Below are 14,320 nucleotides of genomic sequence, written 5' to 3'. Positions count from 1 at the left end.
CCCAGGGTTGCCCGGCGGGGGCGGCCTCTCAGGCGTCCCGGTGGGCGGCGAGGAAGTCGGCGAGCACCCGGGTGTGGGTGGAGAAGGCCAGCTCGGCGGGCTCGGTGAGCACCAGCCACTCGGTGGCCTCTTCGGTCGGCGCGGACGGCGGGAGCTGCCCGGCGGCCTGCTCGGGCAGCGTCCCGAAGACCATCATGGTGCCGCCCGCCGGGGCGCTGTGCACCGCGAACAGCTCCGCGTCCCCGGCCGCCGCGACCAGGCCGGTCTCCTCCCGCAGCTCCCGGACCAGGGCGTCGCGCCACTCCTCGCCGTACTCGATGAAGCCGCCGGGGAGGGCGAGCAGGCCGCGCGCGGGCTCGATGTCCCGGCGCACCACGACCACGCCCAAACCAGCGTCGGTGCGGACGGGTAGCACCGCGACCGCGACCGGCAGCGGGTTACGCCAGACGGCGTGCCCGCAGGCCGCGCAGGCCCGGGGCCAGCCGTCCCCCGCCGGATAGGCGACGCCGCAGTAGGAGCAGTGGGAGTACGGTGCGCCGGTCATGCCGCTGCACGTTACCGCCCCGGCCGCCCGGCCCCCGCCGGGGTGGCCGCGGAGAGCCGGCGGGTGATCCACAGCGGCGAGGTGACGGCGTTGCGCTGGGCGGAACGCGTCCGCTCGTGCGTGCTAGCGGCGACGTTTCCGGAGGTACTGGCGGATCTCCCGGATCACCACCACCGCCGGGATCGCGCCCAGGAATATCCAGAAGCAGAGCGTCGCTGTGAACGTCAACGAATCCATCGCCAGCAGCACGACAAGGCCCCCTAGTCGCGGCCGAAAGGCGCGTACTCCGACAGGGCTCGCCCGCCGATCGCCAGTTCGGCCATCCGGTCGCGTAGCGCCTTGCGGCCGACGGCCTCGCCGGCCCGGACCGCCTCGGTCACCGCCTCACCCAGGGTCAGGTTGTCCATTCCACGGCGGGCCAGTTCACCGATTCTCACCTTGGTGACAACGCCCAGACCGGTGACCGTGGCTGAGATCCGGCCATCCGCCGCCGTGCCCTCGAAGGTCGCCTCGGCGATCTGCGCCGCCACCTGGCTGGCCTGCTCCTGCGCCGCCGGCAGGTCGGCGGTGAGCCTGTTGAGCATGGTCACTACTTCACTGGGATCGGGGGTCGGCACGGTCTCTCCTCAGTACACGGCTAGTCGGTCGATTCGAGCGAGATCGGCATTTGTGTACTCCCCGGGGCGGATGCCGAAACGTTCCCCGAGTCGCTCGGCCAGCGTCTCGGAACTGGCCTGCCGTGCCGCGGCCAGCGCCGAAACGCAGGCCCGGCCCAGGCCGGCGGCATCGAACTGCCGCAGCGCGTGCGGCGAGATATAGACGGATTCCACCCCGCCGTCCAGGCGTACGGTCGCCTGGACGTACCCGGTGGGGTCAGCTCCCCCGACGGTCTGGCTCAGCTCCCGCGTCAGTTGGTCGTGCAGCGCGGTGGCCGCCTCGGCCATCCGGCGGAAGGCGGACGGGTTGGCGGCCCGGCCCTCGCGGTCAAGCAGGTCCCGCAGTGCGTCGAACTCGTTCGTCATGACTCCTCCGGCTCCTTCCAGTTGTTCTCCCAGTCGGCGATCGCCGTCACCTCCGCCGGCCTCAGCTGCAGCGAGCCCGCCTCCAGTCGCTGGTCCTTCCCACCGAGGAAGGCCTTCAGCGCGTCGTACGACTGGCCGATCTGGGTACTGGTGAGCGCCATGCCGCCGAAGACCGCACCCACCTCGGCCAGCAGTTCGAGCGTGAAGATGATCCACTGGGAGATAGTGATCGTGACAGCGGCCTGGGCGGCGGGCGCGGCGACGCCGCCGGTGGCCGCCGCGGTCGCGGTGGCCGCGGCGCAGAAGCCCATCGCGGTCAGGGTGGCCGCGACGAACGTGGCGATCCCCGTACCCATGGCGATGCCGCCGGTGACGCAGCTGAGCTGCATGGTGTTGTTCAGGTCCTTCATCGCGCCCAGGCTGGGCTGGATGTCGTTGTTGACGCAGGCGTAGAAGGCGTCCTTGCCTGCCCCCTCCCAGTTGCCGCGGTAGACCACGTCGTTGCAGAGCTGGGGGACCCGGCCCGCCGCGTCGTTCAGGACCTTGCCCACCTCAGCCCAGCCCGCCTGGGCGTCGAAGTACGGGACTGGGTCGCGGAGGTTGAGCACTGCCGAGGTGAGAAGCGGGATGCCCATGCCGAGCAAGGGGAGACCGAACGGCCCCGCCGCGGCGAACATCTTCTGGCCCGCCGTGAGCACCAGCGCCGCCGCTCCGATCCCGCCGAGATAGGCGCGGTCGTACTCGCCGTCGCCGAGTCCGGTGTCCATCCGGCGCGGCTCGGGCGCCGAGAGCGCCGTGACCGGTCTGCCCTGGAACATCTGCGCGTTGGCCGCGTCGTTGCCCTCATAGTGGTTAGCGACCCGGGTGAGCGCCAGCCCGATCGTGCCCAGGGTCCCGCTGAGCGTCCGAGTGGCCAGGTCCATCGCCTCATAGGCAGCGCGGTAGGCACCCTGGAACCCGAAGTCGACCACGGGTATCGCCGACGAGGGCAGGGAGCAGGCGGGAATGCTGGTCCTCGCGACGCCGCCGAAGTCCTTGCCGTACCGGACGTAGCCGTCGGCCGCCTCGCGAAGTCCAGGCACATCGACAGTGGTCATGCCCGCGCCGTCGTCTTTCGAAAGTCGGTGAGTTCGTGCAGCCCTTCGGCGAGCAGGCGCACACTACTGGCGCGAGCTGCGGCGAGCGCCTCCTCGCAGGCGGCTGCCAGGCGCTCCGGAGTCAAATCGCGCCGAGCGTACGGAGCGATGAGGAGCCCTTCGAGCAAGCCGTCCAATCGGACCGTCGCCTGCACGCGCCGCCCCGGATCCCACTCGGCGACGGTGCGCGCGCATAGCCGGACGACCTGCTCTGGCAACGGCCTCCCCGCCGGCTCCAGCATCGCGCCCATTCCCCACTGGATCGACGCGGCCAGGTCCCCGAACTCGTTGTCGGCCACGACACTCCCACTCCCCGCTCGGCTGCTCCGACATGTGTTGTCGGCCCATTGATAACTGTTCATGCGGCCCGCAACTCGTCGAGCCGGGACCACGGAATCCATCCGGATCGGATTCACAGAACAGCAGCGGCAGAGGCCGGGGCGCAAGGATCTTGATACGTTCCCTACGCGATTTTGACGGGTTCGATACGGCGCGAACGGCCACCGGTCCGCGCCTGCCGCCGGTTGGCGGTCCGGTGCCGGCTGCCTGGGATCCGGCGTTGGCCGCCTGGGTCAGCGTTGGCCGCCTGGGTCAGCCGCGCAGGGCCGCCTGGGTCAGCCGCGCAGGGCCGCCCGGGCGTCCATCAGGGCGAAGCCGAGCAGGTTTTCGCCCCGCCAGCGGGCCGGATTCTCGATGGCGGGGTCGTTCGCGGCGAGGCCGACGCCCCACACCCGGTCCATCGGGCTCGCCTCGACCAGCACCCGGTTGCCGGTGGCCAGCAGGAACGCGCGCAGGTCGGCGTGCTGGGTGAACTTGGCGACGCTGCCGGCGACCACGACGTCGTACCGATGGGCCACCCAGACGGCCTCGTCGAAGCCGCTGACCCGGCGGCCGAGGGCCTTGGCCCGCTGCGGGTGCCCGGCGGCGAGGACCTGCTCCGCCACCGCGTCGTCGCCGAACAGGACGGCCTTGCGCCACATCATCCAGTGCTCGGCGGTGTGGAAGACCCGACCATCCACGGTGAACGGCGCGGGCCACCACTGGCTCAGGCAGCCCGGGCCGACGGAGCCGTCCGGCCGGGGCCGGTGACCCCAGAAGTGCAGGTACTTCACCGGCTTACCGGCGCGGTGCAGGGCCACCAGGTCGGCGACGGATCGAGGCGACATGGCCGACAGTCTGCCCTCCGCCCCCGACACCGCGCCGCCGAATTCCCACGTGGACCGTCAGCCAACCGGGTCCACGCGGTCCCCGCCGACCCGGCCGTGACCGGTCACCTCGGCCGCCGCGCGCTCGCCCGCGCGCACCGCGCCCTCCAGGTAGCCCGTCCAGCCGACCGCCGTCTCGGTGCCCGCCCAGTGCACCCGCCCCACCGGCGGGCGCAGCTCCGGCCCGTAGTTGCGCCACGAGCCGGGGGTCAGCGCCCCGCAGAAACACCCCCGGGTGTACGGGTCGGCCGACCAGTCGTACTCGACGAACCCGTCCGGGCGGGCGGCGTCCGGGCCGACCATGGCCACCAGCGCGTCCAGCACCGCCACCCGCCGGGCTTCCGGGGACATCCGGCGCAGCTCACGCGCCTCGTCGCCGTAGCTGAACGCGGTCAGCACCCCGCGCGTCGAGTCCGGGGTGCTGTTGTCCACCGTCTCGGTCACCGGCCCGGTCGCGCTCGTGCCGACGCCGGAGAGCCCGTCGGCGCGCCAGAACGGCTCCGGGTAGAGCGCGTGCACCTTCACCGCCGAGCCCATCGGCATCCGCTGGGTGAGCCCGTCGCGCAGCGCCGGCAGCGGTGGGTCGTACCGGATCCGGCCGGCCAGCGTCGGGGCCACGGCGACCACCGCCGCGTCGGCGGGGTACGCGCCCCGGTCCGTGCGCACCAGCACCCCGCCGGCGTCCTGCGCGATCATCGTCACCGGCGCGCCCAGGCACAGCGCCCCCGGCCCCACGGTGGCCGTCAGCCGCTGCGCCATCCGCTCGGCCAGCGCCGCCGGGCCGCCCACCACCCGGTCCTGCTGCGCCCCGCCGACCATCCCCAAGAGCAGGGCGCTGCCGCCGCCGCTGCGCAGGTAGAACAGCATCTGGAGTAGGGAGATCTCGTCCGGGCCCGTGGCGAGCAGGCCGCCGGCCAGCAGCCGGCCCAGGTACCGGGCACCCGCCGGATCACCTGCGGCGTCGGCCAGCCAGCCGGACAACGGCAGCCGGTCCCACTCGGGCGCCTCGGCAGCCTGCCAGGGCGCCGCCGGGTCCAGCCGCGCGGCGAGGGCGTCGAGCCGGGCCAGCACCCGCCCGGCGGACTCCGGCGGTCCTGGGCGGCGCTCACCGTCCCAGCGCACCACCGGCGCGCCGAGGGCCGCCGACGGGAACGTGGTCAGGCCGTACTCGGCTACCAGGGCGTACATCCGGTCCTGGGTGGGGCCGAGCCACTGCGCGCCCAGGTCGAGCTGGGTGCCGTCGGCCATCCAGCGGGTGAGCGTCCGCCCACCCACCCGTTCCCGGGCCTCCACCACCCGCACGTCCCACCCCGCGCGGCCGAGCGCCAGCGCAGCGGCAAGCCCGGAGAACCCACCCCCAACAACCACCACCCGCCCCACCTGCCTCACCCGCCTCACCCCTCCCACCCCAGCCGCATACCCCCAACCCGGCCCACCACGCCAGCCCACGCCCTCCGCTTCCTTGATCGTCGGCGATGCCCTGCCTGCGGCGGCAGTTCCGGGTACGGATCGAGGGGCGCCGATATTTCCTCCCGCGACACCCCCGGCCGCGAATTCCTCCGGACGCGTTTGGACCTGGGTCGGCTGCGGCTCGTCGAATCGCCTACACGACAAGCCCTTCGGGTGGCGCTAAGCAGTAAGGTGTTATTCAATGGGTCACTTGGGCCACTCATCGACCAGATAAGGGTGATGCACATGTCTCTACGAATCAGGGTCGCGGCGTTGGCGATGGTCGTCGCCGTGTCCGGCGGCACTCTCGCCATCTCGGCCGCTCCGGCGGCGGCCTCCGTCAGCCAGGGATACATCATGGGCTCAGGCGACTGGACGGACGACTGGGGAGATGAGGGCCCCATCTCCGCGTCGACGCGCTCGTACAACAACGTCGTCGCCGCGTGGCAGATGATTCTCTGGGCCGACGGATATCTGACCCAGGCCGATGTCGACTGCCGATTCGGGTCGGTGACGACCTCCGCCACGAAGAAGTGGCAAAGCGACCGAGGTCTCGTCAGCGACGGTGTCGTCGGCGCAAATACCCTGTCCAAGGCAGGGGCCAAGCTTGGCGTTTATGAGGGCGAAGGCTGGTACTGGTACGACGGCGCCGGCAGCAAACTCATCTACTTCGGTCGCAACGCCGACGGCAAATGGGATATGACCCTCGCTCCCGGCCAGGATTGGAAGCTTCTCTCGTACACGTACGCGAACTTCAGCGTCTGCTCCTGATCACACGAAGGGAAGCCGGCCGTGCCCCTGCGGGCGCGGCCGGCTTTCCGTATCCGCCGGCTCAGCCGGTGAGCATCGCCAGGGCCGCTTCCGCTGTTTCGCCGACGCGGGCCGGTACGCGAGCCGCGCCGGGTGCGCGCCGAGGTCCTGGCCGGCCTGGCCGGCCGCCGCACCGGTCGCGGAGCTGCCCGCTGGCGTCTCCGTGGCACAGAGCCGGGAGCCGGCCGCTTGACGATTCTACTCGGCGGTGTCGGGCGGCGGGTCAGTCACGCAGGGTGCGCAGGATGCGGGCCAGGTGGGCCCGGTCGGTCGGGCTGAGCCCGCCGAAGAGGCGTTCCGCCTCGGCGTGCCGGGCCGCCCGGATCGCCGCGCCGACCCGGGTGCCCTCGTCGGTCAACGCGACCAGGGTGGCACGCCGGTCGCCCGGGTCGGGGCGGCGGGCGACGAGGCCCCGCTCCTCCAGGCCGTCGACAACCTCGGTGGTGGAGCGCGGTGCGATGCGCAGGTGCTCGGCGAGCGCGCTGAGCCGCATGGCGCCGTGCCGGGTCAGTACGCCCAGCGCCCGGGAGTGCCCGGGGTTGATCGCCCACGGTTCGAGGGTCTGCCGGGACAGGTGACGCAACCGCCGGGCAACGGCCCAGAAGCTCTCCGCCAGGCTGTCCTCGTCGGCCCCGGCCGGCTGCTCCGGCCCGGTCGCGCGGTCGTCGGCGGTCACCGGAATACCGTAGCAGCACTTCCTGTTGTCACCTCATGATGAGGTAACCTCAGCATCATCGTCCCCCATCGGAAGGCACACCCTTGGACACACCCCCCACCCAGCGCGAGGGCCGTGGCGGCTCCCGTACCGTCAGCCCCGCCGAGAAGGCCCAGGCCCGGCAGGTCTCGCTGCGCCGCATCGGCCGGCTCTTCGCCCCGCACCGCTGGCAGCTCGGCACCGTCACCGCGATCATCGTGGTCTCCTCGGTCGTCGCCATGGCGTCGCCGTTCCTGCTGCGTACGGTGATCGACCGGGCCCTGCCGGAGCGCGACCTGACGCTGCTGGTCCGGCTGGTCCTCGGCATGGTCGCCGTCGCGGTCGTGACCGCGGCCCTCGGCGTGGTCCAGACCTGGCTCTCCACCCGCGTCGGCCAGCAGGTCATGCACCGGCTGCGCACCGACGTCTTCGCCCACCTGCACCGCCAGTCCATCGCGTTCTTCACCCGCACCCGCACCGGCGAGGTGCAGTCCCGGATCACCAACGACATCGGCGGCATGCAGACGGTGGTCACCTCCACCGCCACCTCGATCGCGTCGAACCTCACCACGGTCGTCGCCACCGCCGTCGCCATGGCGGCGCTGTCCTGGCGGCTGTCGCTGATCTCCCTGGTCGTGCTGCCCCCGTCGATCTGGCTCACCCGCCGGGTCGCCCGGATGCGTCGGGAGATCACCGCGCAGCGGCAGCGCGAGCTGGCCGACCTCAACGTCACCATCGAGGAGGGGCTGTCGATCAGCGGCGTACAGCTCAGCAAGACCCTCGGCGCGGGCGACGCGCTCATCGACCGGTTCGCGGCCTCGTCGGCCCGCCTGGTCGACCTGGAGCTGCGCTCCGACCTGGCCGGCCGCTGGCGGATGGCCTCGATGAGCGTCATCTTCGCGGCGATCCCCGCGCTCATCTACCTCGGCGCGGGCGTCCCCGGGACCGCCGGCACGCTGAGCATCGGCACCCTGGTCGCCTTCACCGCCCTCCAGGGCGGGCTGTTCCGGCCGCTCATGGGCCTGCTCGACGTGGGCGTCTCGCTCACCGCCTCGATGGCGCTGTTCGCCCGGATCTTCGAGTACCTCGACCTTCCCGTCGAGGTCGACGACCCCGAGCGCCCGGTCGAGATCGACCCGCGCCGGGTGCGCGGCCACGTGCGCGTCGAGGGCGTCACCTTCACGTACCCGGGCAGCGACACCGCCGCGCTCGCCGGGATCACCCTCGATGTGCCGGCCGGCACCGGCCTGGCTCTCGTCGGGCACACCGGCTCCGGCAAGAGCACCCTCGCAGCCCTGGTCAGCCGGCTGCACGATCCCACCGCCGGGCGGATCACCATCGACGGGATCGACCTGCGCGACCTGCGGCTGATCGACCTGGCCGCCGTCGTGGGCGTGGTCAGCCAGGAGACGTACCTGCTGCACACCACCGTGCGGGAGAACCTGCGGTACGCCCGGCCGGACGCCACCGACGCCGAGATCACCGACGCGGCCCGCGCCGCCCAGATCCACGATCTCATCGTCGCCCTGCCCGACGGGTACGACACCATGGTCGGCTCGCGGGGGCACCGGTTCTCCGGCGGGGAGAAGCAGCGCCTCGCCATCGCCCGTACCCTGCTGCGCGACCCCCGGGTGCTGGTCCTCGACGAGGCCACCAGCGCGCTCGACACCGAGACCGAGCGTGCCGTGCAGCGGGCGTTCGACGAGCTGGCCCGGGGACGTACCACGATCACGATCGCCCACCGGCTTTCCACCGTGCGGGACGCCGACCAGATCGCCGTGCTCGACCACGGCCGGATCGTCGAGTCCGGCACGCACGAGGGCCTGCTCGACTACTCTGGCCGCTACGCCGCCCTCGCCACCTGACCAACCCCAGGGGGAGGTCAACCCGCTCGTACGGCGCGTCGAGCCGTCCGGCGGAACTGCGGTGCCGGCGGCAGGGCGGGGCGGAGGCCGGCGAGTTGGACGTAGATCTCGCGCTTGGCGGTGGCCAGGCCGCGATGGTCGAGGACGTAGCCGGTCAGCCAGATCCAGCCGTGGTACGTCGGCAGGTCGGGCACCGACACCACGCGGAACGTGAGGGCGCGGTCGCCGGCGAACTGCACCGAGGCCCGGCCGCCGATGGCCAGCAGGTCTCCGGGGGAGGGGCGCATCGCTACCAGCGACCCCGGTTGGGTGGCCGCTGCTCCGGCGGGCGGCACTCCTGGGCGTGCATGATCTGCCAGTCGCGCAGCGCCCGCTTGAGCCGGTCGTTCTCCTGTGCGAGCAGCCGCACCTCCCCGTACAGCTCGGTCAGCTCGTCGGCCAGCCGGGTCTGGAACTCGCGTACCTGATCGGCGTCGACGCCGCGCCGACGCGGGTCGAACGCCCGGGTTCGCACCTCCTGCGGGGTCAACCGGGCCGGGCGGCCCGTCCCGTAGAGCTGGCGACCTCGATACACCTGGGCCACGACGATCCTTTCCGGGGCAGACGGAGGCGTGCAGGGTCCGTGCGGTGGGTCGGGAGGGGCGGGCCGTCCGTGCCGGCCACGGACGGCCCGCCCGGTCCGCCGCCGCAGCCCGGTTCGGCGGTAGGGCGGCAGAGCGGCCCGGTGGGTCGGGGCGGGCAGGGGGCGCCCGCCCCGACCGGGGGATGAGCCGATCTCGTTGCCACGCGAGGAACGGCCCGCAAACAACATAGCTAGAACAGTCAGACCAGTCAACGCTGCTTGTTAGGCGCGTCGCGGTGTGATCGAATCGGGTTGCCACGCGAGGAGTGCCATGCGAGAAGTGCCGGACTACTGGCGCATCGCCGATGATGTGATCGCCGACGTCAGGTCCAAGAAGCTCAAGGCGGGGGACAGGCTGCCCTCGATCACCGAGCTGCGCGAGAAGTACGGAGTCAGTCACGGCACCGTGCAGATGTCGTACGCACGGCTTGAAGCGCTCCGGGTGATCCGCCGCCAGCAGGGCAAGGGTGTCTTCGTCACCGATCCGAAGACCTGGATGCGGGAGCCGTAGGCGGACGAGGTCGGTGCCGGCGTGACGGGTAGCCGACAGAATCGGCGTCGGGGCGTGAGATTTGTCCCCGCCGATCGGCAAGCTGGTGTCCCGTCGTCGGAGGTGCCGCATGCCGTACGTGAAGTCCCACATCCGCCGCGACGGTGCCCGGGTCCGGGCCCACTACCGCAAGCGGCGGCGCGCTCGCGGCGGGGCGGCCCGCCGTGGCCGGTCCGGCGGAGGCGCAGGGAGCGCGGCGCCGCTCCTCTGGGGCGTGCCCGCGCTGGTGCTCGTGGTCGTGGCGGTCGACTTCGTGCGGCGGCACCCGTACTGGTCGGCCCTCCTGGTGGCGGTCCTCGGCCTCGCCGTCGCCGCGTTGCTCTTCGCGCGGGCGAGGCAGCGGGCCCGACAGCGGGCTGAGCAGGCTCGACAGTGGGCTGAGCAGGCTCGGCGGGACCGGCTGATCGCGGTGACGGACGCGATGTCCGGGCCGGAGTTCGAGCGATGGTTCGCCCGGCTGTTGGAGGCGTCGGGGTTCCGGCAGGTGACGGTCACCGGCGGGTCGGGGGACCGGGGCGCCGACGTCGTGGCCGTCGCGCCGGACGGGCGGCGGGTGGTCGTGCAGTGCAAGCGGCAGGGTGTACGCAACCGGGTGGGCAGCGCCGCCATCCAGCGCTTCGCGGGGACCTGCCGCGAGGTGCACGGGGGTCAGCTCTGCGTGATCGTGACCAACAGCTTCTTCACGGCGGGCGACGGCGTGCGGCTGGCCCAGCAGCTCGACATCGCGCTGGTGGACCGAACGGCTCTGGAGACCTGGGCGTTGACGCACACTCCACCCCCGGGCCTGTTCGTGGCCCGCTGAGTCTCCCGATCGGCTGTCCGCCCGGGCGGCAGGCCGGGTGCTCGCTGGCCGATTCCACCATTGACGGGTATCTGACTCGGCGGTCAGATCAAGGACGCCCGTCGAAACCGATAGCCTCGCCCTGAGCGCTGCTCCGATTCCGTCTCGTCAGCGCGGGCGAATCATCCAGTGGGGGTTCTGCATGGCGCCGAGCCGGCGGCGGGCGGTTTTGATCGGGGTCAACCAGGGCGGGAGCGACGTTCGACTGCCCGCCCTGCGATATGCGGAACGCGATGTCCAGGCGGTCCGGGGGGTGCTGCTCGACGAGGAGATCGGCACCTTCGACGACGCCGACATCAGGATGTACGTCGGCGCGGAGGCGACCTGGCGGGAGATCAAGGCCGGGCTTCGCGAGATGGCGTTGGACTCCGGCCCCTCCGACGTGCTGCTCGTGTACTTCGCCGGCCACGCGCTGGTGCCCGAGTGGAGCACCCAACTCGACGCGTACCTCGTCACGGCGGACCTCAACCCGGACGCCCTCCGCCGGGAGCCGGACAACGGCCTGCGGATGGAGTTCCTCAAGCGGGACGTCTTCGAGACCTTTGCCGGCACCTCCTTCCTCGTCCTCGACTGCTGCCACGCCGGGATCTACCTGGACGCCGACCTGCGCCACGCCGAGGCGATGCAGACCTACCGCACCCGGGTCGACCGGCACAGCGCGCTGCTGGCCTGCCGCAACGGCGCGGCGGCACGGGAGGACGAGGAATACGGGCACGGGGTGCTGACCTATCACCTGCTCAGCGCCCTTCGCGGTGGCGCGGCGGACGACAGGGGCCGGGTGTCGTTCGGTCAGATGGCCGCGTTCGTGGCCGAGCAGGGGCTCGAACCGCCACCGGTCCAGCTTGTGCACATGTGGGGCCCGACCACCGTGCTGGTCCAGCCGCCGACCTCGCGGCACGAGCGTCGGTTGCAGAGTTCGCCCGCGAACCCCAGCACCACCCGGCCCTGCAAGAGCCCCCTGGAGGACCAGTCCAGCTCGATCGTGCAGCTGCTCGGTCGGGTCTTCCGGTCCGAGGCCCACCCGATGCGGGCGTCGCAGCAGCGCGGGCACGCCGAGCGGGTGGAGATCGTCCGGCACGCGCTGGCGGCGGCCTCCGTGGCCGTGGTGGAGTTCTCCGGCCCGGCCATCCGGGTGGCCGACTCCACCGCCCGCTTCGACAAGGAGGAGCTGCGGCCGCTGCTGGAGCTGAGCGCCGCCGACGCGATTCGCTACCGCACGTCGATGCCCGGGCACATCGTCTCGAACGACGCCGGCATGCGGCTCCTCTGCGTTCCGCTCTCCTACGAGGACGATCGCATCCTCACGCTGACCGTCGTCGACCCCGCCGTCGCGCTGCTCGACATGGGCGAGCCGCTCGCCGTCATGCTCCGTGCCCTGTGGGACTCGAACCTCCTCGGCGACCCGCTGCAGGCCGAGATGCAGGTGGTGACCGCCCTGCGCACCGCCTTCGGTCGGCTGCCACTGAACCTCTACGAGTACGCGTTCAGCCTCTACCAGAAGCTCGTCGACTCCATGATCATGGTGTTCCAGCCTGTCGTGGAGCTGGACCTGCGCCCGGCCGGAGTGAGCATCCACAGCTTCGAGGCCCTCGCGCGCCGCAGCGAAAAGGAGCTTCGCGCGCCACTCGCCGCGCTGCAGATGGCGTACGTCTGGGGTGACCGCTTCATCATCGAGCGCGACTCGCTGCTGCTCGCCAAGTCGATCCACTCGTACGCCGTCGCGGACGGGGACGCCCCGTGGCACGGCACCAAGCCGCTGTCGGTGAACGTCGCGGTCCGCTCGCTGCTCAGCGACTCCTACCTCAACCAGGTGAGCCGGGCGCTCGCCGAGGCCGCCATGCATCCGCGAACGCTCACGCTGGAGATCTCCGAGCAGGACGCGATCCAGCCCGGCCCGGGGGAGCGGTGGCCGCAGGAACCGCTGCTCTACTTCCACCGGCGCCTCACCGAGCTGGCCCGGGAGCTCCGGATCAGCTTCGCCGTCGACGACTTCGGCGTCGGGTACGCCTCGCTGGCCCGGATGGCGGAGCTGCCGCTGACCCAGATCAAGGTCGACCGGGCGGTGCTGCACCATCCGATGGCGCTGGAGGAACTCGCGCTGGTGGCGCGGGTGTCCCGGCACGCGAGCGACCTCGGGCAGGCCCCCACGCCCAGGGCCGTCATCGTGGAGGGGTTCGACGACGCGGCGCCGGTGACCCTCAAGCAGATCTACGACCTGGGAATCCACCACGTGCAGGGATTCTTCAGCGGCGCCGTCGCGTCGACGTCGCTGCAACCACTGGACCAAGCCGCCCGCGAGCGGATCGCGGGCCTGGTGAGAGGCGAGGAATGACCACAGTCAAACTGCTGCTGCCGGCCGAGGTCTTTGAGGAACTCGACCTGCCGTACGAGGGAGTTCGTGACCTGTCGGCGATCACCCTTGCCGTCGAGGGAACGGGCCTGCTGGCGAACCTCGCCGCCCTCGCCGCGTTGCAGCCCCAGCTGGGCGACCTGGTGGCCGCGATTCGCAACTGGCGGCTGCGGGACCCTCGCCCCTCGGTGACCCTGACGGTCACGGGCCCCGGGATCGACCTGAAGGTGGACCTGCCGCGGAACGTCAGCCGGGCCCGGTTGTTGGAGCAACTCCGCCCGCTCCTCGACGACCAGGACTGACGCCGACCTCTACCCGTGGCAGGTAAGGGCGATTCCTGCACCGGGACTTTCAACCTGGCAACGTGCTGTTTGACCTGCGGTCCCTCGGGCCGGCAGGTGCCCAGATCGCCGGCGTCGTCGACTGGGCAGGGACCTCTTGGGGCCCGGCGGATCTCGATGTGGCGCACTGCTCCACCAATCTCGCGCTGTTGCACGGCCTGGCCTGGGGCCCGCAGTTCGCGCAGGCGTATGAGCAGGTCGGCGGGGTGCTGGCCGCGCATGCGAGCGAGCGGCTGTACTGGCAAGTGCGGGACGCGCTGGCGTGCTCAGAAGAGGTGCAGTCGGTTTCGCAGCCCTGGCGCGAGGCAGGCAGGACAGACCTGACGACGCGGGCCGTGGAGGAGCGCCTAGATGCCTACATCACCGCACTGATGGACGCGTCGGGCTGAATCGAAACAGGTTCGGCGTACGGCCCGAGCCCCATCGTTCACCGCTCAAACCAAGCGAAGGCTCTGGTTCGACAGCGGCCAAGTCATGATCGGCGGGCCACCCTCTTATCAGATTGCTGGACCGGGGCCCGCGCCCAGGGCCCCGGCAAAGTCTTGAGGGTCTCCGGCTTGGCAGGCGCCCGGGGATGCGCGCGCTGCCGGCATCGTCGGCCCTGCCGGGTCGGTCTGCCCTGCGTTGGTCCCTATGGAGCTGCCCCGTTTGTGCTGTCGGTGGAGTGGGAGCGTGGACGGGGCAGCTCCGTAGGGGCCGAAGGGCAGGTCCCCCGACCGGGTGGGGGCGATTGTCAGGTCGCCGCCCGACTGCCCGGCGCACGGGCGGGGCGGCATGGGGCGGCGTAGCGGCGGCCTCCCCGGCATTTGGGCGAAATATGGAACAGCTGAGGTTCGGCGGAACCGAGGCCCCGGCCCCCGTACGGCGCACCACTACCAGGAGCGCCATTTC

General features: G+C 71.7%; 18 protein-coding genes. 7 read left to right on the top strand and 11 right to left on the bottom strand.

Annotated elements, in window-relative coordinates:
* Window positions 1–28: 28 nt before the first annotated feature.
* The 8 genes from GVV04_RS02100 to GVV04_RS02070 all read right to left on the bottom strand — a co-directional run bounded on the left by GVV04_RS02100 (window position 29) and on the right by GVV04_RS02070 (window position 5,278).
* A complete protein-coding gene (locus GVV04_RS02100; RefSeq protein WP_161684021.1) occupies window positions 29–544 on the bottom strand; it encodes an NUDIX domain-containing protein in 516 nt (171 codons plus the stop codon).
* Window positions 545–667: 123 nt separating this feature from the next.
* Complete coding sequence (locus tag GVV04_RS33795; protein WP_268926189.1) at window positions 668–793, bottom strand: hypothetical protein; 126 nt, start codon at window positions 791–793, stop codon at window positions 668–670.
* 11 nt (window positions 794–804) lie between these two features.
* Window positions 805–1,161 (bottom strand): YbaB/EbfC family nucleoid-associated protein, encoded by a 357-nt coding sequence (locus GVV04_RS02095; RefSeq protein ID WP_161684020.1) that lies wholly within the window; start codon window positions 1,159–1,161, stop codon window positions 805–807.
* A 9-nt stretch (window positions 1,162–1,170) separates the two neighbouring features.
* Entirely contained in the window at window positions 1,171–1,566 is a 396-nt protein-coding gene (locus tag GVV04_RS02090) for a YbaB/EbfC family nucleoid-associated protein (RefSeq protein WP_161684019.1), read from the bottom strand.
* Window positions 1,563–2,663, bottom strand: coding sequence for a WXG100 family type VII secretion target (locus GVV04_RS02085; RefSeq protein ID WP_161684018.1), 1,101 nt, complete (start codon window positions 2,661–2,663; stop codon window positions 1,563–1,565). Before GVV04_RS02085 ends, GVV04_RS02090 begins: the two co-directional genes overlap by 4 nt.
* Complete coding sequence (locus GVV04_RS02080; RefSeq protein WP_161684017.1) at window positions 2,660–3,001, bottom strand: hypothetical protein; 342 nt, start codon at window positions 2,999–3,001, stop codon at window positions 2,660–2,662. Before GVV04_RS02080 ends, GVV04_RS02085 begins: the two co-directional genes overlap by 4 nt.
* 315 nt (window positions 3,002–3,316) lie before the next feature.
* The gene (locus tag GVV04_RS02075; protein WP_201752792.1) at window positions 3,317–3,868 is read right to left on the bottom strand and encodes an NADAR family protein; all 552 of its coding nucleotides are present in this window, start codon (window positions 3,866–3,868) and stop codon (window positions 3,317–3,319) included.
* Between the two features lie 57 nt (window positions 3,869–3,925).
* Window positions 3,926–5,278: a flavin monoamine oxidase family protein gene (locus GVV04_RS02070; protein ID WP_328822156.1), complete on the bottom strand. Its 1,353-nt coding sequence runs from the start codon at window positions 5,276–5,278 to the stop codon at window positions 3,926–3,928.
* 324 nt (window positions 5,279–5,602) lie between these two features.
* Between GVV04_RS02070 and GVV04_RS02065 the strand changes: the two genes are divergently transcribed.
* Window positions 5,603–6,127: a peptidoglycan-binding domain-containing protein gene (locus GVV04_RS02065; protein WP_161684015.1), complete on the top strand. Its 525-nt coding sequence runs from the start codon at window positions 5,603–5,605 to the stop codon at window positions 6,125–6,127.
* A 262-nt stretch (window positions 6,128–6,389) separates the two neighbouring features.
* On the opposite strand, the gene GVV04_RS02060 is transcribed toward GVV04_RS02065, so the two are convergent.
* Window positions 6,390–6,842 (bottom strand): MarR family winged helix-turn-helix transcriptional regulator, encoded by a 453-nt coding sequence (locus GVV04_RS02060; RefSeq protein ID WP_161684014.1) that lies wholly within the window; start codon window positions 6,840–6,842, stop codon window positions 6,390–6,392.
* 83 nt (window positions 6,843–6,925) lie between these two features.
* On the opposite strand from GVV04_RS02060, the gene GVV04_RS02055 reads away from it, so the two are divergent.
* On the top strand, window positions 6,926–8,725 hold the full coding sequence (locus GVV04_RS02055; RefSeq protein WP_161684013.1) for an ABC transporter ATP-binding protein: 1,800 nt from the start codon (window positions 6,926–6,928) through the stop codon (window positions 8,723–8,725).
* A gap of 17 nt (window positions 8,726–8,742) precedes the next feature.
* Here the strand turns inward: GVV04_RS02055 and GVV04_RS02050 are convergent, their stop codons facing one another.
* Together GVV04_RS02050 and GVV04_RS02045 are read right to left on the bottom strand one after the other, a co-directional pair.
* Complete coding sequence (locus GVV04_RS02050; RefSeq protein ID WP_161684012.1) at window positions 8,743–9,012, bottom strand: hypothetical protein; 270 nt, start codon at window positions 9,010–9,012, stop codon at window positions 8,743–8,745.
* A 2-nt stretch (window positions 9,013–9,014) separates the two neighbouring features.
* Window positions 9,015–9,308 carry a DivIVA domain-containing protein gene (locus tag GVV04_RS02045; RefSeq protein WP_328822155.1) on the bottom strand — a complete coding sequence of 98 codons (294 nt, stop codon included), beginning with the start codon at window positions 9,306–9,308 and terminating at the stop codon, window positions 9,015–9,017.
* 310 nt (window positions 9,309–9,618) lie between these two features.
* Between GVV04_RS02045 and GVV04_RS02040 the strand changes: the two genes are divergently transcribed.
* The 5 genes from GVV04_RS02040 (at window position 9,619) to GVV04_RS02020 (ending at window position 13,818) form a co-directional block, all read left to right on the top strand.
* Complete coding sequence (locus GVV04_RS02040; protein WP_161684011.1) at window positions 9,619–9,858, top strand: winged helix-turn-helix domain-containing protein; 240 nt, start codon at window positions 9,619–9,621, stop codon at window positions 9,856–9,858.
* A gap of 109 nt (window positions 9,859–9,967) precedes the next feature.
* On the top strand, window positions 9,968–10,699 hold the full coding sequence (locus GVV04_RS02035; RefSeq protein ID WP_161684010.1) for a restriction endonuclease: 732 nt from the start codon (window positions 9,968–9,970) through the stop codon (window positions 10,697–10,699).
* Between the two features lie 181 nt (window positions 10,700–10,880).
* Window positions 10,881–13,070, top strand: a complete 2,190-nt coding sequence (locus GVV04_RS02030; RefSeq protein ID WP_161684009.1) for an EAL domain-containing protein — start codon at window positions 10,881–10,883, stop codon at window positions 13,068–13,070.
* Window positions 13,067–13,390, top strand: coding sequence for a hypothetical protein (locus tag GVV04_RS02025; protein WP_161684008.1), 324 nt, complete (start codon window positions 13,067–13,069; stop codon window positions 13,388–13,390). Before GVV04_RS02030 ends, GVV04_RS02025 begins: the two co-directional genes overlap by 4 nt.
* A gap of 35 nt (window positions 13,391–13,425) precedes the next feature.
* A complete protein-coding gene (locus GVV04_RS02020; RefSeq protein ID WP_268926213.1) occupies window positions 13,426–13,818 on the top strand; it encodes a phosphotransferase in 393 nt (130 codons plus the stop codon).
* Window positions 13,819–14,320: the final 502 nt, after the last annotated feature.

It is taken from the genome of Micromonospora rubida (assembly GCF_009908295.1).
Taxonomy (GTDB): domain Bacteria; phylum Actinomycetota; class Actinomycetes; order Mycobacteriales; family Micromonosporaceae; genus Micromonospora; species Micromonospora rubida.
Note: the sequence above shows the minus strand (reverse complement) of the source record. Positions and strands in the feature narration are given on the sequence as shown.